Raw genomic sequence first — 21,035 nt, forward strand, 5'->3', positions numbered from 1 at the left:
TGGCTCTGATCACCTCGACTGCATAACATCGATCACCGCACGGCCCTTGTGCACCGAAGCACAATCTCCCGGCCCTGGAGGCTCCTTTGCACCGTCGCACAGCGCTCTCCGTTTCCGCCGCCCTGCTCCTGGCGGCCCCTCTGCTGTCCGCGTGCTCGGGCGAAGCCCGCCCCGGCACCGCGGCCGTGATCGGCGGCGAACGGATCACCACCTCCGCGCTCCAGGCCCAGGTGAACGACGTCCGCACCGCACAGAACCGCTCCGAACACGCGGCCGAGCTCATCGCGGCCGTCCCCCAGCTCGACCGGGTCAAGCTCAGCACGATGCTGCAGAGCCGGATCCTCGACCGGATGGCGAAGGACGCCGGGATCACCATCACCCCCAAGGAGCTCCAGGACGCCCGCAAGGCCTACGACGAGGGCAACCGCGGGGCCGCCGCCTTCGAGGAGGCGATCCTGCAGAAGGCCGCCATCGCCCCCGACCAGATCGAGCGCTGGGTGCGGGACCAGGTGCTCTTCGAGAAGCTGAACGCCAGGTTCGGCGAGGGCAAGCTCGCCGAACCCGCCGCGAAGGCCGCGGCCGCGCTCGGCATCGAGGTCAACCCGCGCTACGGCGTCTGGGACCCCCAGCGGGTCACCCTCGGCGAGCACTCCACCCCGTGGATCACCCAGGTCACCCGGCCCGAACAGCCCCCCACCGGCGCCTAGGCCGTCTCTTTCGGATCCTGCCTGGCCCGCGCCGCCCGGCACCGCACCTCGCCGCACTGCCGGGGCACCCGAGTACGTCCAGTACGCGGGAGCCCCGGCAGCGCGGCGAGGCACGGCACCGGACGACGCGGGCCTGACCGGCACGACCCGAAAGAGACGGCCTAGGCCCCCTCCCGGGGGAGGTAGGTTCGGAGGGTGACTGACGACGTGTCCTCCGAGCCCACCGGCCGCATCGTGCTGCTGACCACGAGCCACCGGGTGGCCCCCGGCATGCTGTCCTGGCCTGCCTGGCAGACCCTGCAGACCGCCGACCGGGTGCTGTGCGCCGACCCGGCACACGTCCAGCTCCCCTACCTGCGCGAGGCGGGCGTCGAGGTCGCCCTGGAGGCCCCCGAGGCCCAGGCGCTGATCGAGGAGTGCGCCGGCGGGCACACCGTCGTCGTCCTGCTCAGCGGTGAGGGGGACCGGCGGCTCACCGACGGCCTGGCCCGGTTCGCCGGCTCCGGCCGGGTCGCCGTACCGGACCTGGAGCTGCTGCCGGGCTCGTACGACCTGCCCGGCGCACGCCTGCTCGACCTCGTCCAGGTCATGGACCGGGTCCGGCGCGAATGCCCCTGGACCTCGGAGCAGACCCACGAGGGACTGGCGAAGTACGCCATCGAAGAGGCCTACGAGCTGGTCGAGGCCATCGAGGCCGGGGACCGCGGGGAACTGCGCGAGGAACTCGGGGACGTCCTGCTCCAGGTGGTCTTCCACGCGCGCATCGCGGAGGAGGGCGGTCCCGGTGAAGAGGACGAGCCGTTCTCCATCGACGACGTGGCCGGGGCCCTCGTCGAGAAGCTGATCCACCGGCACCCGCACGTCTTCGGCGACGCCACGGCGAAAACCCCGGAGGACGTGCACGCACACTGGCAGCGCACCAAGCAGGTGGAGAAGCAGCGGGAGTCGGTGACCGACGGGATCCCGCTCGGCCAGCCCGGTCTCGCGCTCGCGTCGAAGCTGGCGGGCCGCGCCCGTGCGGGGGCGGTGCCCGTGGAACTGCCCCGCGGAGAGGGCGTCGGGTACGAACTGCTGGAGCTGGCGGCGCGCGCCGAGGCGGCGGGGACCGACCCCGAGACCGCGCTGCGCGCTGTGGCCCGGACCTACCGGGACGCGATCCGTGCGGCCGAGGGCGTCGGCGAGTAACCCTCGGCAGCGGGATGTCCCGCGACTACGTCAGTACTCTCTGGGCGCGCGGCCGGACGGGTTGTGCCAGTGCGGGTCGGGGCGGTTCAGGAACCACTCGCCGAAGCCCATCGGGCGGCTTCCGTCGTCCTGGCTCTTGCCACTGGCAGGTACGGAGTCGTAGAAGATCCGGTCGGGGCGCGCGCCGAGCTCCTCCAGGAGGTACGCGGTCTCCCGGATGAACTGCGGCGGACCGCTCAGGTAGACGTCCTGGTCGGGCCAGAGCCCGCGGTTGCTGAGCGCGGTCGCGAGCCGGTCGGTGGCCTGGTTGCGGTGCTGGCCGGGGGCGGGGGTGATGTAGGTGACGCTCAGCCAGCCGAGGGAGTCCGCGTACGCGTCGATGAGCGGGCGGTCGTAGAGGTGCGCGGCGTCCCGTGCGGCCACGAAGAGCCGCACGTCCTGATCGGGAGGGTGTTCCGCCAGGTCCTCCAGCATGGCGCGGACCGGGGCCCAGCCGGTGCCGGCGGCTATGAAGCTGACCGGGCGGTCCTCGCGGCGGAAGGTCATCTGTCCGCCGGCCGCGCCGAGCCGCAGCACGTCCCCGGGCTGCGTCTCACGGATCAGGGCGGTGCTGAGGCGGCCGCCCTCGATCCGGCTGACGTGCAGGTCGAGCGTCCCGTCGGCGCGCGGGGCGTTCCCCAGGGAGTACGTGCGCCAGGTGGTCGGCACCCGGTCGCTGCTCACGCTCGCGTACTGGCCGGGGAGGTGGGGGAAGTGCGCGTGCGGGCGGAGGGTGAGGACGCCGATGTCCTCCCCGTACAGCAGGTGGCGTACGACTTCCGCGTCCCACCAGGGCGGATCGTCGCTGGCGGCGGCGCCGGCCATCATCGCGTCGGCGATCACCTGATACGCCTCTGACCAGGCCTTTTCGGCCTGGGGGTGCCAGGCGGACCCGGAGGCCTCGGCGAGCGCGGCGATGAGGCTGGTGCCCACGGCCGCGTAGTGCTCGGGCCCCGCCAGGAACTTGCGGTGGTCGCGGCCGAGGTCGCGCAGATAGGGGAGGAGCGTCTCGTTCTCCAGGTGGGCGATCACATGGGTGAGCGCGGCGAAGAGCCGGTCCCGCTGTCGCTCCATGTCTTCGAAGGAGGCCGGGAAGAGATCACGGACTCCGGGGTTGTGCCAGAAGAGGTGGGAGTAGAAGAACTTGACCGCATGCTCGGCCCGTCTCTCCACCACCGCGAAGCTGCTTTTCAAGATCCTCACATCCACAAAACCGAAAGTAGGAACGCCGGGCAACGTGAGGTCAAGCCAGAGCCGATCTACGGACAGCCGCGACAACCGACCCATATGGGGTGACGGGTGGAGGGCGGGATACGGTCTCCGGGTGCACGAGCAGACCCCCGCAGTTCCCGAAGAGCCCGCCGCCGACCAGTCCGTGGACGGACCCGCGGGCGCATCCGCAGACGCCGCGGACGGCTCCGCCCCACCGCCGACCCTGTTCGACTGGGAGTTCGCGACCGACCCGTACCCGGCGTACGCCTGGCTGCGCGAGCACGCGCCCGTGCACCGCACCACGCTCCCCAGCGGGGTCGAGGCCTGGCTCGTCACCCGGTACTCCGACGCCCGCCAGGCCCTCGCCGACCAGCGGCTCAGCAAGAACCCGGCCCATCACGAGGGCTCCGCGCACGCCAAGGGCCGGACAGGCATCCCGGGGGAGCGCAAGGCGGAGCTGATGACCCACCTCCTCAACATCGACCCGCCGGACCACACCCGGCTGCGCCGGCTGGTGTCGAAGGCGTTCACCCCGCGCAGGGTCGCCGAGTTCACGCCGAGGGTGCAGGAGCTGACCGACCACCTCATCGATCGGTTCTGTGAGAAGGGGGAGGCGGACCTCATCCACGAGTTCGCCTTCCCGCTCCCCATCTACGCCATCTGCGAGATGCTCGGTGTACCGCGAGAGGACCAGGACGACTTCCGCGACTGGGCGGGCATGATGATCCGGCACGGCGGCGGGCCGCGCGGCGGGGTGGCCCGGTCGGTGAAGCAGATGCGCACCTATCTCGGGGAGCTCATCCACCGCAAGCGCGACGACCTCGGCGACGACCTGATCTCCGATCTGATCCGGGCCAGCGACCACGGTGACCACCTGACGGAGGCCGAGGCCACCGCGATGGCCTTCATCCTCTTGTTCGCGGGGTTCGAGACCACGGTCAACCTCATCGGCAACGGGATCCACTCCCTCTTCATGAACCCGGAGCAGCGCGAACGCCTCCAGCTCTCCCTCGCCGCCGGCGAGAGCGGGCTGCTGGCCACCGGCGTGGAGGAGCTGCTGCGCTACGACGGCCCCGTGGAGCTGGCCACCTGGCGGTTCGCCACCGAACCCTTCGCCCTCGGCGGTCAGGACATCGCGGCCGGAGATCCGGTGCTGGTGGTCCTGGCGGCCGCCGACCGGGACCCCGAGCGGTTCGCCGAACCGGACACCCTGGACCTCTCCCGGACCGACAACCAGCACCTCGGATACGGGCACGGCATCCACTACTGCCTGGGCGCCCCGCTCGCCCGGCTCGAAGGGCAGACGGCGCTCGCGACCCTGCTGACGCGGCTGCCCGACCTGGAACTGGCGGTGCCCCCCGAGGAGCTGCGGTGGCGCGGTGGGCTCATCATGCGGGGGCTGCGGACGCTCCCGGTCCGCTTCACTGCCGAATCCACAGCCGAATCCATGGCCCAAAACACCTGAAACCGGCCTGACCTGAAGTCAGTTGACTGCCCAAACTTGTGACAGGCGTTCGAAGGCGACTAGGTTCTGCCGTTACCCCGCCGTTATGCGAAAGGTGCAGCCTCATGCGTTCCGGGAACGGCCGCCACAGACGCCCCCGACAAGTGCCCGCACTTGTCGTCACCGCCGGAGTCACCGGCACCGCACTCGCCCTGCCGCTGCTCGCGGCCACCGGTGCGAGCGCCGCGGAGACCTCCACATGGGACAAGGTCGCCGAGTGCGAGAGCGGTGGCACGTGGAGTGCCAACTTCGGCGGCGGCACCTACGGCGGGCTGCAGTTCAGCCAGGAGCAGTGGAAGAGCGCGGGCGGGCTCGACTTCGCCGAGCGCGCCGACCTCGCCAGCCGCTCCCAGCAGATCGCCGTGGCCGAACGGGTCCTGGCTTCCCAGGGCCCCCAGGCGTGGCCGCTGTGCGGCGTGCCGGCCGGTCTGACGCAGGACGCGCCCGCCGCCGTGGTCGACCCGGGTCTGCCCGGCGGTTCCGGATCCGCCACCCCCGCCCCGTCCCGCCCGGACGACTCCGTGCCCCACAACGGCTCGGGCAAGCCGTCCACGGACTTCGGGGCCCCGACGCCGACGAGCCCGGCTCCGCCGGCCCCGTCGCAATCGCCGCTGCCCGACTACCCGATCGGCGTGCCCGGCGACCTGCCCGTCATGCCCGCGCCGGACCTCCAGACGCCGCCTCCCGGCCTCCCGGGCGACCCGACGGCTCCCACGAGCCCCCTGGACCCCACCGCCCCGGTGGGCCCCATCGCTCCGGTGGACCCCACGACTCCGGCACCGCCGACCGTGGACCCGACCCTGCCGGTGGACCCGACGGCTCCCGTGACCCCGTCCGACCCGGGGGCCGTGAACCCGACGAACCCGGCGAACCCGACGAGCCCCGGCAATCCGGCGAACCCGGCAAATCCGGTCAACCCGCTTGACCCCACGGCCCCGACGACTCCGGCCGCACCCGGCGATTCCGCTGCCCCGAGCGCTCCGGCGACCCCCGGCGCGACCGAGGGCGGCGGCAAGCACCGCGGCCAGGCCGCGGTCGAAACGCCCGCCGCATCTGATGCCGCGTCGGAGCCGACGTACACCGTGAAGGCGGGCGACAGCCTCGCCGAGATCGCGGACGCCAATGGCGTGAAGGGCGGCTGGAAGGGGCTGTACGAGGCCAACGAGCAGGTCATCGGCGGAGATGCGGACCTGATCAAGCCCGGTCAGAACCTGGATCTAACGCATCAATAAGGGCACTTAAGGCGTCCGGAACCAGCTGATTGTCCGTTTTCTGTAAGTGAGACATGTGTCTCTTCAGGTCAACTGGCGTGTCTGGCCCGGACGGTTCCGCAAACCCCGCCCTCACCTGCGCAAACGTCCTTCCGGAGAGCGCAAGTAGGCACCGTTTCCCCTCGATGTCCCTCGTTGAACATCGGGGGGAGACCTGTCTACCTTCTGAATCGCTCGCCACCGCGGGCTCCTTCGACCGCATCGCCGAATCCTGCCGGCGGACGGAGGGAACACTCGTCGCGTAAAGCGCCGAAGGCAGGAGCGGGGGAACCAAGGTAGGCGCCGGAACCGATCGTTGAGAGACGGTCACGGAACCGGCTAGGGGTTAAGCCAAGCGCTAGGTCGCTCGGCCGGGCACTCACTCGCCCGAACCCGACAGCTCACCTCGTAGGCGTCGGTGAGGAGAACTCCATGCTGCTTTCGGGCAAGGGCAAGCACCGTCGCGGCTCCAAGGCCGTCCGCATCGTCACGCTCGCCGGTGTCGCCGGTGTCGCCGTGGCCGCGCCGCTGATGGCCGCGGGCACCGCTTCCGCCGCGACCGCCGGTGAATGGGACCGCGTCGCCGCGTGCGAGTCCGGCGGCAACTGGTCCATCAACACGGGCAACGGCTACTACGGCGGCCTGCAGTTCTCGTCCTCCACGTGGGCCGCGTACGGCGGCAAGGCGTACGCCGCGCAGGCCAACCAGGCCTCCAAGTCGCAGCAGATAGCCATCGCCGAGAAGGTCCTCAAGGGCCAGGGCAAGGGCGCCTGGCCGTCCTGTGGCGTGGGCCTCTCGAACTCCTCCTACACCGGCGGCTCGGCGGAGACCCCCTCCAAGCCGAAGGCCCAGCCGAAGCCGGCGCCGAAGCAGGAGAAGAAGGCCGAGTCGAAGAAGGAGACCAAGCGCGTCGAGGCTCCGACCACCCGCTCCGAGCGTCCGGCCGCTGCTGCCGCGCCGAAGACCGAGGCTCCCAAGACGGGCAACGGCTCCTACGAGGTCAAGTCCGGCGACACGCTGGGTGCGATCGCCGACGCGAACAAGGTGTCCGGTGGCTGGGAGAAGCTCTTCGAGCTCAACAAGGACATCGTCTCGGACGCCGACCTGATCTACCCGGGTCAGAAGCTGAACCTCGGCTGAATCCCGGTCGAAAGCTCTGAGAACGACCGCGGTCGTTCTCGCGACGCGCAGTAGTTCCGGCGCGTAGTTCCACCACGCAAATCCACCGCCCGGCGCGCAACCCCCTTCGCGCCGGGCGGTGCTGTGTGCGGGTGCTTCCGGCCTGACGGACCCTCCGGACGACTGATGATCAAGGGTCCTATGTCCTGTAAGAGGGGCATTCAGGCCCTTTTTCGTCCCAGGACCCGGGCGGTCGGCTGGCCGAGTGCCCGGAGGCGGTTAGGCTCTAAGCGGCAAGGCCATCCCACGGCCTGACATGCCACCGCACACCCAGCGTCACATCCCAGAAGGAGATGCTCGTGCCGTCCATCGACGTCGTCGTAGCCCGGGAAATCCTGGACTCCCGAGGCAATCCCACGGTCGAGGTCGAGGTGGGCCTCGACGATGGCAGCACCGGCCGTGCTGCAGTTCCGTCCGGCGCCTCCACCGGAGCGTTCGAAGCCGTAGAGCTCCGCGACGGTGACCCCAACCGCTACTTCGGCAAGGGCGTCGAGAAGGCGGTCCTCGCCGTCATCGAGCAGCTCGGCCCGGAGCTCGTCGGCTACGACGCCACCGAGCAGCGCCTGATCGACCAGGCGATGATCGACCTGGACGCCACCGAGAACAAGGGCTCCCTCGGCGCCAACGCCATCCTCGGTGTCTCCCTCGCCGTCGCGCACGCCGCGTCCGAGGCCTCCGACCTCCCGCTCTTCCGCTACCTCGGCGGCCCGAACGCGCACCTGCTGCCCGTTCCGATGATGAACATCCTGAACGGTGGGTCGCACGCCGACTCCAACGTCGACATCCAGGAGTTCATGATCGCCCCGATCGGCGCGGAGTCCTTCTCCGAGGCCCTCCGCTGGGGTGCCGAGGTCTACCACACCCTCAAGAAGGTCCTGCACACCAAGGGCCTCTCCACCGGTCTGGGCGACGAGGGCGGCTTCGCGCCGAACCTCGAGTCGAACCGCGCCGCGCTGGACCTCATCGTCGAGGCCATCAAGCAGGCCGGCTACGTCCCGGGCACCCAGATCGCGCTCGCGCTCGACGTCGCCGCGTCCGAGTTCTACAAGGACGGCAACTACGAGTTCGAGGGCAAGTCCCGCTCGGCCGCCGAGATGACGGACTACTACGCCGAGCTCGTCGAGGCGTACCCGCTCGTCTCCATCGAGGACCCGCTGTTCGAGGACGACTGGGACGGCTGGAAGACCCTCACCGACCGCCTGGGCTCCAAGGTCCAGATCGTCGGCGACGACCTCTTCGTCACCAACCCCGAGCGTCTCGCCCGCGGCATCGAAGAGGGCTCGGCGAACGCCCTGCTCGTCAAGGTGAACCAGATCGGTTCGCTGACCGAGACCCTGGACGCCGTCGAGATGGCCCAGCGCAACGGTTTCAAGTGCATGATGTCGCACCGCTCCGGTGAGACCGAGGACGTCACCATCGCCGACCTCGCGGTCGCCGTGAACTGCGGCCAGATCAAGACCGGCGCCCCGGCCCGCTCGGACCGCGTCGCCAAGTACAACCAGCTGCTGCGCATCGAGGAGATCCTCGACGACGCCGCGGTGTACGCGGGCCGCAGCGCGTTCCCGCGCTTCAAGGGCTGATCAGTCCTTTAGGGCGCAAGCCTCCCTACGTCCCCGCACTCGGTCCCGTACCGTGTGCGGGGACGTAGTGCGTCGTGCGCATATAGGGGAGGCGGATCAATGGCCGGGAACCGGGACCGGTTCGCCACGTTCTCGACCGCGACCAGGCTCAAGCAGCTCGGCGAGCGGACCGCGGCGCACGTGTACCGCTCGCAGTCCCGCCGGCAGGTCCGCCGCAGCCGGCTCACCGGCCGGGCCGCCCTGCTCGTCCTCGTCCTCTGTACCCTGGTCGTCGCGCTCGCGTATCCGATGCGCCAGTACGTCTCCCAGCGCTCGGAGATCGCGAAGCAGCAGAAGGACGCCGTCTCCGCGCGGGACCGGCTGGAACGGCTGCGCGACGAGAAGGCCCGCTGGCAGGACAACGCGTACGCCGAGCAGCAGGCGCGCAAGCACCTGCACTTCGTCCGGCCGGGGGAGATCAGCTACATCATGACCGACCCCGGAGCCGCCGCGGGAGAGCAGCGCCGCAGCGGACAGGCCGCCACCGACCGGCCCTGGTACTCCAACGTCTGGGACGGCGTCGACAAGGCCGACCGCCCGGGCGACTGAGTCCCACCCATCCACGAGAACGAAAAGACTTCCTCCAGGCATGCAGACGCCCCCGCCCCAGACCGACCGGACCGAGCCGACCGCCGCCGACATCGAGGCGTTCGAACAGCAGCTCGGCCGCCCCCCGCGCGGGCTCCGCGCCATCGCGCACCGCTGCCCCTGCGGGCAGCCGGACGTGGTGGAGACCGCACCGCGGCTCCCCGACGGCACCCCCTTCCCGACGCTGTACTACCTGACCTGCCCGCGCGCCGCCGGAGCGATCGGCACGCTGGAGGCCAACGGCGTGATGAAGGAGATGCAGGCCCGTCTCGCCGTGGACCCGGAGCTGGCCGCCGCCTACCGGGCCGCGCACGAGGACTACATCACCCGCCGCGACGCCATCGAGGTGCTCCAGGGCTTCCCGAGCGCCGGCGGCATGCCGGACCGGGTGAAGTGCCTGCACGTGCTGGTCGGCCACTCCCTGGCCGCGGGCCCGGGCGTGAACCCGTTCGGCGACGAGGCCCTGGCGATGCTGCCCGAGTGGTGGGCCAAGGGCGCCTGCGTCACCCCGTGCGGCGAGAAGCAGGCCGAGGAGACGAAGGCCGGCGAGAAGAAGGCCGACGACACCGCCACCGCGGAGGCGGGCGCGTGACCCGCGTCGCGGCCGTCGACTGCGGTACGAACTCCATCCGGCTCCTCGTCGCCGACCTCGACCCCGCCACCGGCGAGCTGATCGAGCTGGACCGCCGGATGATCATCGTCCGGCTCGGCCAGGGCGTCGACAAGACCGGCCGGCTGGCTCCGGAGGCGCTGGAGCGCACCTTCGCGGCCTGCCGCGAGTACGCGGCGGTCATCAAGGAGCTCGGCGCCGAGCGGGTGCGCTTCGTGGCGACCTCGGCCTCCCGGGACGCCGAGAACCGCGACGACTTCGTCCGCGGGGTCCTGGACATCCTGGGCGTCGAGCCCGAGGTGATCAGCGGGGACCAGGAGGCCGAGTTCTCCTTCACCGGTGCCACCGGCGAGCTGACCGGCCGCACCGACCTGGAGCGGCCCTTCCTGGTGGTGGACATCGGCGGCGGCTCCACGGAGTTCGTGGTCGGCGCCGAACACGTCCGGGCGGCCCGCTCCGTCGACGTGGGCTGTGTCCGGATGACCGAGCGCCACCTGACGGTGGACGGCGTCGTCACCGACCCGCCGACCGCGGAGCAGATCGCCGCGATACGGGCCGACATCGAGGCCGGGCTCGACCTGGCCTCCGAGACGGTTCCGCTGGCCGAGGCGCGCACCCTGGTGGGCCTGGCCGGGTCGGTGACCACGGTCGCCGCGATCGCGCTGGGCCTGGAGGCGTACGACTCGGAGCGGATCCACCACTCCCGGATCTCCTACGAGACGGTCCGCGAGGTCAGCGAGCGGATGCTGACGCTGACCCACGCCGAGCGCGCGGCCATCCCGGTGATGCACCCGGGCCGGGTCGACGTGATCGGCGCGGGCGCCCTGGTCCTGCTGGCGATCATGGAGCGGGTCGGCGCCTCGGAGGTCGTGGTCTCGGAGCACGACATCCTCGACGGAATCGCCTGGTCCATCGCCTGACGACCGACGCGCACGCACGACACGGCGCCCCCGGCGGATCCATCCCGCCGGGGGCGCCGTCCTGTGTACGGGCCCTACGCGTCCAGCCGGACCGGCATCAGGAGCGAGAAGGTCTCCTCGTCGTCGGGGCGCCGGATCACCACGGGGGCCTTGGGGGCGCCCAGCTCCAGGACCAGCCGGTCGCGGTCCCCGGCGGCGATGGCGTCCAGCAGGAACGCGCGGTTCAGGCCGACGTTGGCCGGGTCGTCGTCCTCGTCGCCGCAGAGGGACACCTGCGATACCTGCGACACCTCGTCCGCCGCGGTCACCTTGAGCACGCTGACGTCGCCGGTCGCGCCGTCCTGCTCGCGTTCGGCCGGCCGGACGGGACCCGTTGCCAGGGCCTCGCGGAAGGCCGGCACGTCGACGAGGACCCGGCGCCCCGCGGGCAGGCTGACGAGGCGGCGGTAGTCGGGGAACTCGTGGCCCAGGCAGCGGCCGGCCGCCTGGCGGTCCGCCGTCTCCGTCTCCAGGGACACGCGGTCGCCGTCCACGGTGAGCAGGACCGGGGCGTCCTCGCTCAAGAGCGCCCGCATCGCGTCCGCGAGCGGGGCGGGTACGAGGAGCTGCAGGCGGGGGCCGGTGTGTCCGGTGGCCCCGGCGCGTGCGACGGCCAGGCGGTACCGGTCGGTGGCCACCACGCGCAGCGCCCCGCCCTCGATGTCGAACAGGACGCCGCCGAGGACCGGCAGCTCGGGGTCGGAGCCGACGGCGAACCGGACGGCGTCCAGGGCGGCGGCCAGCTCGGACGCCGACAGGGTGAGCCGGGCGGTCGTGGCGGCGGTGGCGGGGGGCGTGCTCATGGGGTTCTCCCTGTGCTCGAGGAGTGCTCGGACCGCGGAGAGTTCGCTGCGCGCATCGGACAGGCCCCGTTCGAGCCGGAGCAGGTGTGCCCGGAGCAGCCCGCGCACCAGATCGGTGTCCGCGCCGGCCCAGCCGGCCAGGACGAGCCGGATGTCCGCCAGGGGCATGCCGGCCCGCCGGAGCCGGGCCAGCAGCCGGGCCTCCTCGACCTGCTCGGGCCCGTACCAGCGGTACCCGCTCGCTGGGTCGACCAGGACGGGCACCAGCACGCCGGCCCCGTCGTAGAACCGCAGGGCACTCACGCTCAGGCCGCTGTCGCGGGCGGTCTCGCCGATACTGCGCATCTCGTTCTCCACGCCCCGCACACTGCTCCCTCGACCAGGTCGAGGGTCAACAGCAGGGGGCGACGGTAGGGGTCCACAGGGCTCTCGGAGGGCTGTTCGGGGGCCTTAGGTCCCGTCGTCCACATGAACTTCGTGAAGTTCTTCACAAGGAAAAGGTGCCTGTGAGGGGTCTGGAGGAGCCTTTTGGGCGAGTCCGGAGCCTCCTGGGCCTTCTTTTTGCTCGCGTTCGTGCGATTGCCGGACCTCGCGCACCTCTGGCGGTAGGTATCCACGAAGGCGGTGGTCTACTCCGCTTGAGGGCTTGGAGGCCAGTTCAGGACTGGTGTTCAACGACTCCCGTTACACCCTGGTTCCCGCTCCGCGCCATGACCTCGGTCACGTGGGCGGCGGAGTGTAGCAGAGGGGCCCGAGGTCCTTGTGAAGGGGCTCACGAGCGTCACCCCTGAGGGTGCTGGATACTCGTTCCATGAGCACCACGGAGCGTCCCAGGATCCTCGTTGTAGGAGGTGGGTACGTAGGCCTGTACGCAGCCAAGCGCATCATGAAGAAGATGCGTTACGGCGAGGCGACCGTCACGGTCGTCGACCCGCGCTCGTACATGACCTACCAGCCCTTCCTCCCCGAAGTGGCCGCAGGCAGCATCTCGCCTCGGCACGTCGTCGTACCTCTGCGACGCGTGCTTCCGAAGGCTGAGGTCCTCACCGGCCGGGTCACGAACATCGACCAGGACCGCAAGGTCGCCGTCGTCACGCCGCTGGTCGGCGAGGCGTACGAGCTGCCCTTCGACTACCTGGTGATCGCGCTCGGCGCCATCTCCCGCACCTTCCCGATCCCCGGCCTCGCCGAACAGGGCATCGGCATGAAGGGCGTGGAAGAGGGCATCGGCCTGCGCAACCACGTACTCGAGCAGCTCGACAAGGCCGAGTCCACGACGGACGAGGACGTCCGCCGCAAGGCGCTCACCTTCGTCTTCGTCGGCGGCGGCTTCGCCGGCGCCGAGACGATCGGCGAGGTCGAGGACATGGCCCGCGACGCCGCGAAGTACTACACCAGCATCAAGCGCGAGGACATGCGCTTCATCCTGGTCGACGCGGCCGACAAGATCCTTCCCGAGGTCGGGCCCAAGCTCGGCACCTGGGGCAAGGAGCACCTCGAGTCGCGCGGCATCGAGATCTACCTGAACACCTCCATGGACTCCTGCGTGGACGGCCACGTGGTGCTGAAGAACGGCCTCGAGGTCGACTCCAACACCCTCGTGTGGACCGCCGGCGTCAAGCCCAACCCGGTGCTGGCCCGCTACGGCCTGCCGCTGGGCCCCCGCGGCCACGTGGACGCCGAGCCGACCCTCCAGGTCAAGGGCACGGACTACATCTGGACCGCCGGCGACAACGCCCAGGTGCCCGACCTCGCCGCCCGCAAGGCCGGCGTGGAGAACGCCTGGTGCCCGCCGAACGCCCAGCACGCGCTGCGCCAGGCCAAGGTCCTCGGCGACAACGTCATCTCGGGCATGCGCGGCTTCCCGCAGACCGAGTACTCGCACTCCAACAAGGGTGCGGTGGCGGGCCTCGGCCTCCACAAGGGCGTGGCGATGATCGTCATGGGCGGGATGAAGATCAAGCTCAAGGGCCGGCTCGCCTGGTACATGCACCGTGGCTACCACGGCATGGCCATGCCGACCTGGAACCGCAAGATCCGCGTCTTCGCCGACTGGACCCTCGGCATGTTCCTCAAGCGCGAGGTCGTCTCCCTCGGTGCGCTGGAGACCCCCCGCGAGGAGTTCTACGAGGCCGCCAAGCCGGCGCCGGCTCCGGCCGTCGCGGTCCCGGCCGAGAAGGCCAAGGCCTCCTGACCCCGTAGGGGCCGGCAGGACCAGCGGTACAGGCAGGACCAGTTCGACCAGTAGGACCAGTCAGACCCAGCGTGTCCCGAAGGGGCCGCCCGCCATCCGTGGTGCGGGCGGCCCCTTCGGCATATTCGGGACCGGATCCGGGTATGCCGTGCGGTCGGAACTTGTCCGAGCACGTCGGAGCCTGTTGGAGGGTCCCCGCATGAACGACGCCGCGCCGCGGCTGGCCGCTTTAGCCGAAACCCTGTTGGGAGCCCCTCTCCCCGTCCGGATCCGGGCCTGGGACGGCAGCGAGGCCGGCCCGCTCGGCGGTCCCATCCTGGTCCTGAACAACCGCCGCGCCCTGCGCCGGATCCTGTGGAAGCCGGGCGAGCTCGGCCTGGCCCGCGCCTGGGTGGCCGGGGACCTCACCGTCGACGGTGACCTGTTCGAGCTGCTGGACCGGGTCGGCGGGCTGCTCTGGGAGCGGGACCGCGAGCCCGACGCGGAGGCGGCGGCCAAGGCCGCCGAGGCCGCCGGGAACAAGGCCGCCGGTCCCGCCGCCCTGCTGCGCGATCCGCGCGCCCGGGCCGCCGTACGGGGCCTCGTGGGCCTGGCGCGGCCGTGGACCAAGCCGGCCCCGCCGCCCGAGGAGGCCCACCGCCGCGGCGGCGGGCCCCGGCACACCAAGGGAAGCGACCGGCAGGCCATCAGCCACCACTACGACGTGGGCAACACCTTCTACGAGCGGGTGCTCGGCCCGTCGATGGTGTACTCGTGCGCCTACTGGACCCCCGGCGGGAGCCTGGAGGACGCCCAGCGGGACAAGCTGGACCTGGTCTGCCGCAAGCTCGGCCTGGGCCCGGGGGACCGGCTCCTGGACGTCGGCTGCGGCTGGGGCTCGATGGCCCTGCACGCGGCCCGGGAGTACGGGGCGAAGGTCACCGGGATCACGCTCTCGCGCGAACAGGCCGCCTACGCCCGCAAGCGGGTCGCGGAGGAGGGCCTGGCCGACCTCGTCGAGATCCGGGTCCAGGACTACCGGGACGTCAAGGACGGCCCGTACGACGCCGTTTCCTCCATCGGGATGGCCGAACACGTGGGCGCCGACCGCTACCGCACGTACGCCCGCACGCTGTACGGCCTGCTGCGTCCGGGCGGGCGGCTGCTGAACCACCAGATCGCGCGGCGCCCCGAGCCGGACGAGGAGTCGTACCGGATCAACGCGTTCATAGACGCCTACGTCTTCCCCGACGGGGAGCTGTCCCCGCTGGGCACCACCGTCGGCGAGCTGGAACGGGCCGGCTTCGAGGTCCGCGACGTGGAGGCGCTGCGCGAGCACTACGCGCTCACCCTGCGGGCCTGGGTGGCCCGGCTGGAAGACCACTGGGAGGAGGCGCAGCGGCTCACCTCGCCCGGGCGGGCCCGGGTCTGGCAGCTGTACATGGCCGCCTCGGCGCTCGCCTTCGAGCACAACCGGCTCGGCGTCAACCAGGTGCTCGCGGTGCACACGGGGACCCGGTCGGCCTCCGGGATGCCGCTGCGCGCCCGGGAGTGGCCGGCGTAGGCCCGTACGGGCCGGTCCGCGGCTCTCTGAAAAGCGGCGCAGGGCCCCGCGACGGGATGTCGCGGGGCCCTGCGGCTTCGTACGGGTGCGCTCGTACGGCTACTCCGTCTTGATCGCGGTCAGCATGTTCAGCCGGGCCGCGCTGCGGGCGGGCCACATGGCCGCCAGGGCGCCCACGATGCCGGCCAGCAGCATGAAGATCGCGATCCGGTCGAAGGGGATCACCAGGGCGTAGTTCGGGATCGAGCTCTTGATGGTCTCGCCGACGGCCCAGGCGATGAAGGTGCCGAGGGCCACGCCGATCACCGCGCCGAAGAGCGAGATCACGATGGCTTCCAGCCGGATCATGTTCTTGACCCGGCCGCGGTCCAGGCCGATGGCCCGCAGCATGCCGATCTCCTGGGTCCGCTCGTACACGGACATCGCCAGGGTGTTGACGACGCCGAGGACCGAGATGATCAGCGCCATGGCGAGCAGGCCGTACATGATGTTCAGGGCGGTGTTGATCATGCCGCCCATCTCGTTGCGGATGTCCTGCTGGGTGGCGAAGGTGATCGCCGGGTTCTTGCCGAGGGCGTCGACGAGGGCCTGCTCGCCCTTGGCGGAGGGGCCGCCGTCCATCTTGACGAGGACCTCGCGCAGGTACGGCTTCTCGTCGTGCCGGTCGAGGATCCGGGAGTCGATCACGTAGGGGGAGAGCATGCCCTCCATGTCCTTGTAGACCGCGCCGACCTTCAGGCTCTCCTTCTTGTTGTCCGGGAAGGTGACGTTCAGGGGGGAGCCGACCGACAGGCCGTCCGACTTCGCGGTCTTCTCGGAGACGGCCACCTCGCCCTTGGTGAGGCTGGTGAGCTGGCCGCTGACCACGTCGAAGTTGAGGAGCTGGCCGATGGTCGCCGGGTTGACCCCGGAGACCGAGCGGTAGGTGTCGCCGTCGCCGACCTTGAAGTCACCGGCCTGCTGCGGGGAGACCGCCTTGACGCCGGGGGCCTTCTCCAGGGCCGGGATCACGGAGGCGTCCAGGCTGCCGAAGCTCTCGCCCATGGAGACCTTGTAGTCGGCCTTGAGGTTGGCCGTCGTCATCCGGTCGATGGCCTTGCCCATCGTGATGCCGAGCACCGACAGGGCGGTGACCAGCGTCAGGCCGATGGCCAGCGAGGCGGCGGTGACGGCGGTGCGGCGCGGGTTGCGGACCGCGTTCTGCGCGGCCAGCTTGCCGGCGACGCCGAAGACCTTCTCCAGCAGCGGGCGGACGGCCGCGATGACCGGGCGGGAGAGGGCCGGCAGCAGGATGATGATGCCGATCATCGTGAGGAAGGCGCCGGCGCCGATGAGCATCTTGCCGTCCTTCCCGCTCATCGCGCCGCCGAGGATGCCCAGCAGGCCGAGGAGGGTGACGGCGCCGCCGATGCTGTTGCGCAGCACCAGGGACTTCGAGGAGGCCGGGAGGTGGGCGCTGCCCATGGCGGCGACCGGGGAGATCTTGGCGGTGCGGCGCGCGGGCAGCCAGGCGGCGAGCATCGTGACGACGACGCCGATGACGATCGCGGCGGCGATGGTGACGGGGGCGACGACCAGCGGGCCGGCCGGGATCTTGACGTCGAAGGCGTTCATCGCGGAGCGCATGCCGACCGCGAGCCCGACGCCGGCGATCAGGCCGATGGCGGAGGAGATCACGCCGACGACCAGGGCCTCGGCCAGGACCGAGCGCTTGACCTGGCCGCGGTTGGCGCCGACGGCGCGCAGCAGGGCCAGCTCCTTCGTGCGCTGGGCGACCAGCATGGTGAAGGTGTTGTAGATCAGGAAGATGCCCACGAAGAGGGAGATCAGCGCGAACGTCAGCAGCATCTGGTTCATGCTGTTCATGCCGGCTTCGATGTCCTTGGCCTGCTGGGCGGCGAGCGCCGCGCCGGTCTGGGCCTTGGCGTCCTTGCCGACGAGCGGCTTGATCTCGGTGAGCAGCTGGTCGGCGGAGGTGCCGGCCTTCGCGCTGACCGCGAGCTCGTCGTAGTAGCCCGGCTCCAGGTAGAGCTGCTGGGCGGTCGGGGTGTCGAACAGGACCAGCGAGCCGCCCGCGTTGACCGCGCCGTCCTCGGTGGTGAAGACGCCGGTGAGCGCGTACTCCTTGGCCGGGCCGTTGTCGGCCACCCGGACCTTGTCGCCCACCTTGTACTTGCCGCGCTTGGCCGTCTCCTGGTCGAGGGCGATCTCGCCGGCCTTGGCCGGGCCGTTGCCCTCGGTGAAGGCGTAGCGCGGGTCCTTGCCGTCCTTGAGGGGGACGAAGTTGGCACCGGTGTTGGCCCAGCCGGTGCCGATCAGCTTGCCGTCCTGGTCGCCCACGGCGGCGAAGCCGTGGACGCGGCCGGACGCGGACTCGACGCCTCCGAGGGCCTTGACCTTGTCCAGGGTCTGCTGGCTGATGCCCGGCTCGCCCTCCTTGACGCCCTCTTCGTTGCGGGGGGCGCCGTAGGAGGTGACCGAGACGGCGACTCCGTCGAAGCTCTTGGCGGACTGGTTCGACATCGCCTTGCCGACGGTGTCGGTGAAGACGAGCGTGCCGGAGACGAAGGCGACGCCGAGGACGACGGCGAGCACCGTCATCAGCAGCCGGGCCTTGTGCGCGAGCACGTTGCGCAGGGCGGTACGGAACATGGTGGAGGAATCCCAGGGGTGTTCGGGGGTCAGCGGGGACGGGGAGGGTGCGTCCCTCAGCTGGTGCGGCCCTTGGCGTCGAAGGCCTTCATGCGGTCGAGCACGCCGTCCGCGGTGGGCTGGATCATCTCGTCGACGATGCGGCCGTCGGCGAGGAAGATGACGCGGTCCGCGTAGGAGGCGGCGACCGGGTCGTGGGTGACCATCACGACGGTCTGGCCGAGCTCGCGCACGGAGTTGCGCAGGAAGCCGAGGACCTCGGCGCCGGAGCGCGAGTCGAGGTTTCCGGTGGGCTCGTCGCCGAAGATGATCTCGGGGCGGGAGGCCAGGGCGCGGGCCACGGCCACGCGCTGCTGCTGGCCGCCGGAGAGCTGGGTGGGGCGGTGGGAGAGGCGGTCGGAGAGGCCGACCATGGTGATCACCGCGTCCAGCCACTGCTTGTCGGGCTTGCGGCCGGCGATGTCCATGGGGAGCGTGATGTTCTCCAGGGCCGTCAGGGTCGGCAGCAGGTTGAAGGCCTGGAAGATGAAGCCGATCTTGTCCCGGCGCAGCTGCGTGAGCTGCTTGTCCTTCAGCGTGGACAGCTCGGTCTCGCCGATGCGGACGGACCCGGCGGAGAAGGTGTCCAGGCCGGCGACGCAGTGCATCAGCGTGGACTTGCCGGAGCCGGAGGGGCCCATGATCGCGGTGAACTGGCCCGCCGCGAAGTCCACGGAGACGTTGTCCAGAGCGACCACCTGGGTCTCGCCCTGGCCGTACACCTTGGAGAGGCCGGTGGCGCGGGCGGCGACGGCCTGGGAGGTGTGCGGGGCGTAGTTCATGGTGGTCACGGAGGCGACTCCTCAAGGGGCGGACCGGGCTCACGGTCCGCGGTTGGCGGGACTCCTCCATCGTCGCGGCGCCCACCCCCGCTCCGGATCAGCCGTGATGCCCGTTCTCCGGTCCACCGGAGACTGACCACGGAGGGCCGCGCCTCCTCCTTTGGTATGACGGCAGCCCGGAGGCGGGTCGGGGAGGCCGCCCGGACGGGCGGCGCGGGAGCGGACGGCGGAAGCCGGCGCGGAGGGCGGACCGGAGCCGGAACCGGGGCGCGGGCGGTGCTGAGCCCGGGGCGGGAACGGAGGCGGAATCGGACCGGAAGCGGAGCCGGGTCCGGGGGGTGGCGCACGGGGTGGCGTGCGGGGTGGCGCGGGCCATCGAAATCCCGTCAATCCCGTGACGGCCATGATCGACGCCCGGAACGTACCGACCGTGGCTTCTGTCCCCTGACGCGCCATCAAGCGCCAATAAAATCAGACAACATCGGCGAGACGCCCAGGTGGGGGCGTAAGTGTTCCGGATAGGCTCGGCGTAGCGTTCAAGGCTTTTCCTACGGGGCCGCTACGCCCTGCCCGGATGGTGGAATGCAGACACGGCGAGCTTAAACCTCGCTGACCCTCGGGTCGTGCCGGTTCAAGTCCGGCTTCGGGCACGCTGATGGTGAGGACGTTCCGTTTCAGGCCGGAACACGCGGAGGGCGGGGGCGCCACGGGTACCCCCGCCCGTCCCGCGGAGCAGGTCCGTACCAGCCCCGTACCAGTCCCGTACCAGTGGGGAAAGATCCTCCTCCAGCAGTAGGGCGATTTCTTTGCGTTCGCATTACTCTTGATTCCAAGGCCGCGCACGGTGGCCATGGAGGAGTGAGATGAGGAGCAGCAACCCGGTCTTCTCGCGACGGGGATTCAGCCGCGACAACGGTGCTTATGCGGGCTTCGGCACGCAGCAGCCCCAGGCCCAGGCCGGGACCGCCACCAACCCGTACGCGACCAACCCCTACGCGACCGACCCGGCCACGGGTATGCCGCAGGCGCCGGTCCGCGGCAACGCGATGACCATCGACGACGTCGTGAGCCGCACGGCTCTGACGCTCGGCACGGTCATCCTGACGGCGGCGATCTCCTGGATCGTTCTTCCGGTCGACTCGGCCAACATCAACAAGTCGTACGGCATCGCCATCGGCGCCGCGCTCATCGCGTTCGTGTTCGCGATGATCCAGTCGTTCAAGGCCAAGCCGGTCCCGGCGCTGATCCTGGCGTACGCCGCCTTCGAGGGCGTCTTCCTCGGCGTCATCAGCTCGGCCGTCAGCACCTACACCGGCCCGGGCACGGTCGTCCAGGCCGTCATGGGCACGATGTGCGTCTTCGCCGGCGTGCTGTTCGCGTACAAGATGCGCTGGATCAGGGTGAACCGGCGCTTCGTCGGCTTCGTGATGGCCGCCGCCGTGGGCTTCATGCTCCTGATGGTCGTCAACCTGCTGTTCTCCGTCTTCGCGGGCGGCGACGGCCTCGGCTTCCGCAGCGGCCCCCTGGGCATCCTGTTCGGCGTCATCGGCATCCTCCTGGGTGCCGCCTTCCTCGCCATGGACTTCAAGATGGTCGAGGACGGCGTGGCCTACGGCGCCCCCCGCGAGGAGTCCTGGCTGGCGGCCTTCGGCCTCACCATGACCCTGGTGTGGATCTACATGGAGATGCTGCGCCTGATCTCCATCCTCAAGGGCGACTAGTACCGCAGGTACCCACGCCATGAGCTGAGGAAGGCCCCGCGAGCACACGCTCGCGGGGCCTTCCCGCATGTCGGGGGTCAGTAGATCGAGTGACCGGGCGGGCGGTCGGGACGTCGGGGGCTACGGACGGGGGCAGGGGCCGGCTCAGCCGAACTTGCGGGCGGCCCTGCGCAGGTCGTACTCGTGGATGATCGCCTTGGCCTGGCCGTACGACAGCTCGTGCGCGCCGAGCAGCCAGCTGACCTTCTCTTCGAACCGGACGAGGGAGGGGCCGTCGTCCACGGCCCGCAGCCAGTCGGAGAGTTCACGACCGGTGGTCTGGGGGATTCTGTCGATCATGTTGCGGTGGGTCTGTTCGGAGAACTCGACGGACATGGGCGCCTCCGGGGGTATCGCCGTGCTGTGCTGTTCTCTTCACGCCACCGTGCCGGAGAGTTCGCCCGTTGGCA

Annotated in this window: 17 protein-coding genes, 1 tRNA gene and 1 riboswitch; of the genes, 13 read left to right on the forward strand and 5 right to left on the reverse strand. The window is 70.7% G+C overall.

Translation table 11 applies throughout. The features are described 5' to 3' along the window. Positions 1 to 86 precede the first annotated feature (86 nt). On the forward strand, positions 87 to 707 hold the full coding sequence (locus tag OG898_RS16235) for a SurA N-terminal domain-containing protein (RefSeq protein ID WP_250737338.1): 621 nt from the start codon (positions 87 to 89) through the stop codon (positions 705 to 707). A gap of 207 nt (positions 708 to 914) precedes the next feature. Beyond that, positions 915 to 1,892 (forward strand): nucleoside triphosphate pyrophosphohydrolase, encoded by a 978-nt coding sequence (locus OG898_RS16240; RefSeq protein WP_266960282.1) that lies wholly within the window; start codon positions 915 to 917, stop codon positions 1,890 to 1,892. A gap of 30 nt (positions 1,893 to 1,922) precedes the next feature. Here the strand turns inward: OG898_RS16240 and OG898_RS16245 are convergent, their stop codons facing one another. After that, complete coding sequence (locus tag OG898_RS16245) at positions 1,923 to 3,107, reverse strand: globin domain-containing protein (RefSeq protein WP_323182649.1); 1,185 nt, start codon at positions 3,105 to 3,107, stop codon at positions 1,923 to 1,925. A gap of 199 nt (positions 3,108 to 3,306) precedes the next feature. Between OG898_RS16245 and OG898_RS16250 the strand changes: the two genes are divergently transcribed. From OG898_RS16250 to OG898_RS16285, 7 genes are all read left to right on the forward strand, one after another. After that, complete coding sequence (locus OG898_RS16250; RefSeq protein WP_250737768.1) at positions 3,307 to 4,608, forward strand: cytochrome P450; 1,302 nt, start codon at positions 3,307 to 3,309, stop codon at positions 4,606 to 4,608. 143 nt (positions 4,609 to 4,751) lie between these two features. Continuing rightward, a complete protein-coding gene (locus OG898_RS36265; protein WP_323184859.1) occupies positions 4,752 to 5,879 on the forward strand; it encodes a transglycosylase family protein in 1,128 nt (375 codons plus the stop codon). A gap of 276 nt (positions 5,880 to 6,155) precedes the next feature. Next, a riboswitch (cyclic di-AMP (ydaO/yuaA leader) is annotated at positions 6,156 to 6,327 on the forward strand. 2 nt (positions 6,328 to 6,329) lie between these two features. Continuing rightward, positions 6,330 to 7,037, forward strand: coding sequence for a transglycosylase family protein (locus OG898_RS16265; RefSeq protein WP_266957617.1), 708 nt, complete (start codon positions 6,330 to 6,332; stop codon positions 7,035 to 7,037). A gap of 338 nt (positions 7,038 to 7,375) precedes the next feature. Then, positions 7,376 to 8,656, forward strand: a complete 1,281-nt coding sequence (eno, locus tag OG898_RS16270; RefSeq protein WP_250737324.1) for a phosphopyruvate hydratase — start codon at positions 7,376 to 7,378, stop codon at positions 8,654 to 8,656. 99 nt (positions 8,657 to 8,755) lie between these two features. Further along, a complete protein-coding gene (locus OG898_RS16275; protein WP_250737322.1) occupies positions 8,756 to 9,244 on the forward strand; it encodes a septum formation initiator family protein in 489 nt (162 codons plus the stop codon). Positions 9,245 to 9,284: 40 nt separating this feature from the next. Then, complete coding sequence (locus tag OG898_RS16280; RefSeq protein WP_250737320.1) at positions 9,285 to 9,875, forward strand: DUF501 domain-containing protein; 591 nt, start codon at positions 9,285 to 9,287, stop codon at positions 9,873 to 9,875. Beyond that, a complete protein-coding gene (locus OG898_RS16285) occupies positions 9,872 to 10,813 on the forward strand; it encodes a Ppx/GppA phosphatase family protein (RefSeq protein WP_266957621.1) in 942 nt (313 codons plus the stop codon). Before OG898_RS16280 ends, OG898_RS16285 begins: the two co-directional genes overlap by 4 nt. 74 nt (positions 10,814 to 10,887) lie before the next feature. Here the strand turns inward: OG898_RS16285 and OG898_RS16290 are convergent, their stop codons facing one another. Continuing rightward, positions 10,888 to 12,000 (reverse strand): MerR family transcriptional regulator, encoded by a 1,113-nt coding sequence (locus tag OG898_RS16290; RefSeq protein WP_266957623.1) that lies wholly within the window; start codon positions 11,998 to 12,000, stop codon positions 10,888 to 10,890. 466 nt (positions 12,001 to 12,466) lie between these two features. On the opposite strand from OG898_RS16290, the gene OG898_RS16295 reads away from it, so the two are divergent. Next, positions 12,467 to 13,849, forward strand: coding sequence for an NAD(P)/FAD-dependent oxidoreductase (locus OG898_RS16295; RefSeq protein ID WP_266957625.1), 1,383 nt, complete (start codon positions 12,467 to 12,469; stop codon positions 13,847 to 13,849). Positions 13,850 to 14,048: 199 nt separating this feature from the next. After that, positions 14,049 to 15,392 carry a cyclopropane-fatty-acyl-phospholipid synthase family protein gene (locus tag OG898_RS16300; protein ID WP_266957627.1) on the forward strand — a complete coding sequence of 448 codons (1,344 nt, stop codon included), beginning with the start codon at positions 14,049 to 14,051 and terminating at the stop codon, positions 15,390 to 15,392. A 99-nt stretch (positions 15,393 to 15,491) separates the two neighbouring features. Here OG898_RS16300 and OG898_RS16305 read toward each other — a convergent pair whose 3' ends face one another. Beyond that, positions 15,492 to 18,044 carry an ABC transporter permease gene (locus OG898_RS16305; protein WP_250737308.1) on the reverse strand — a complete coding sequence of 851 codons (2,553 nt, stop codon included), beginning with the start codon at positions 18,042 to 18,044 and terminating at the stop codon, positions 15,492 to 15,494. 56 nt (positions 18,045 to 18,100) lie between these two features. Next, positions 18,101 to 18,865: an ABC transporter ATP-binding protein gene (locus OG898_RS16310; RefSeq protein WP_250737766.1), complete on the reverse strand. Its 765-nt coding sequence runs from the start codon at positions 18,863 to 18,865 to the stop codon at positions 18,101 to 18,103. A 568-nt stretch (positions 18,866 to 19,433) separates the two neighbouring features. Between OG898_RS16310 and OG898_RS16315 the strand changes: the two genes are divergently transcribed. Together OG898_RS16315 and OG898_RS16320 are read left to right on the forward strand one after the other, a co-directional pair. After that, positions 19,434 to 19,515 (forward strand) — tRNA-Leu (locus OG898_RS16315). Positions 19,516 to 19,728: 213 nt separating this feature from the next. Beyond that, complete coding sequence (locus OG898_RS16320; protein WP_266957629.1) at positions 19,729 to 20,586, forward strand: Bax inhibitor-1/YccA family protein; 858 nt, start codon at positions 19,729 to 19,731, stop codon at positions 20,584 to 20,586. Between the two features lie 144 nt (positions 20,587 to 20,730). Here OG898_RS16320 and OG898_RS16325 read toward each other — a convergent pair whose 3' ends face one another. Next, positions 20,731 to 20,961, reverse strand: coding sequence for a DUF4287 domain-containing protein (locus OG898_RS16325; RefSeq protein ID WP_250736957.1), 231 nt, complete (start codon positions 20,959 to 20,961; stop codon positions 20,731 to 20,733). Positions 20,962 to 21,035 lie beyond the last annotated feature (74 nt).

The sequence above is a fragment of the Streptomyces sp. NBC_00193 genome (assembly GCF_026342735.1).
In the GTDB taxonomy this organism is placed as follows: Bacteria; Actinomycetota; Actinomycetes; order Streptomycetales; family Streptomycetaceae; genus Streptomyces; species Streptomyces stoeckheimensis.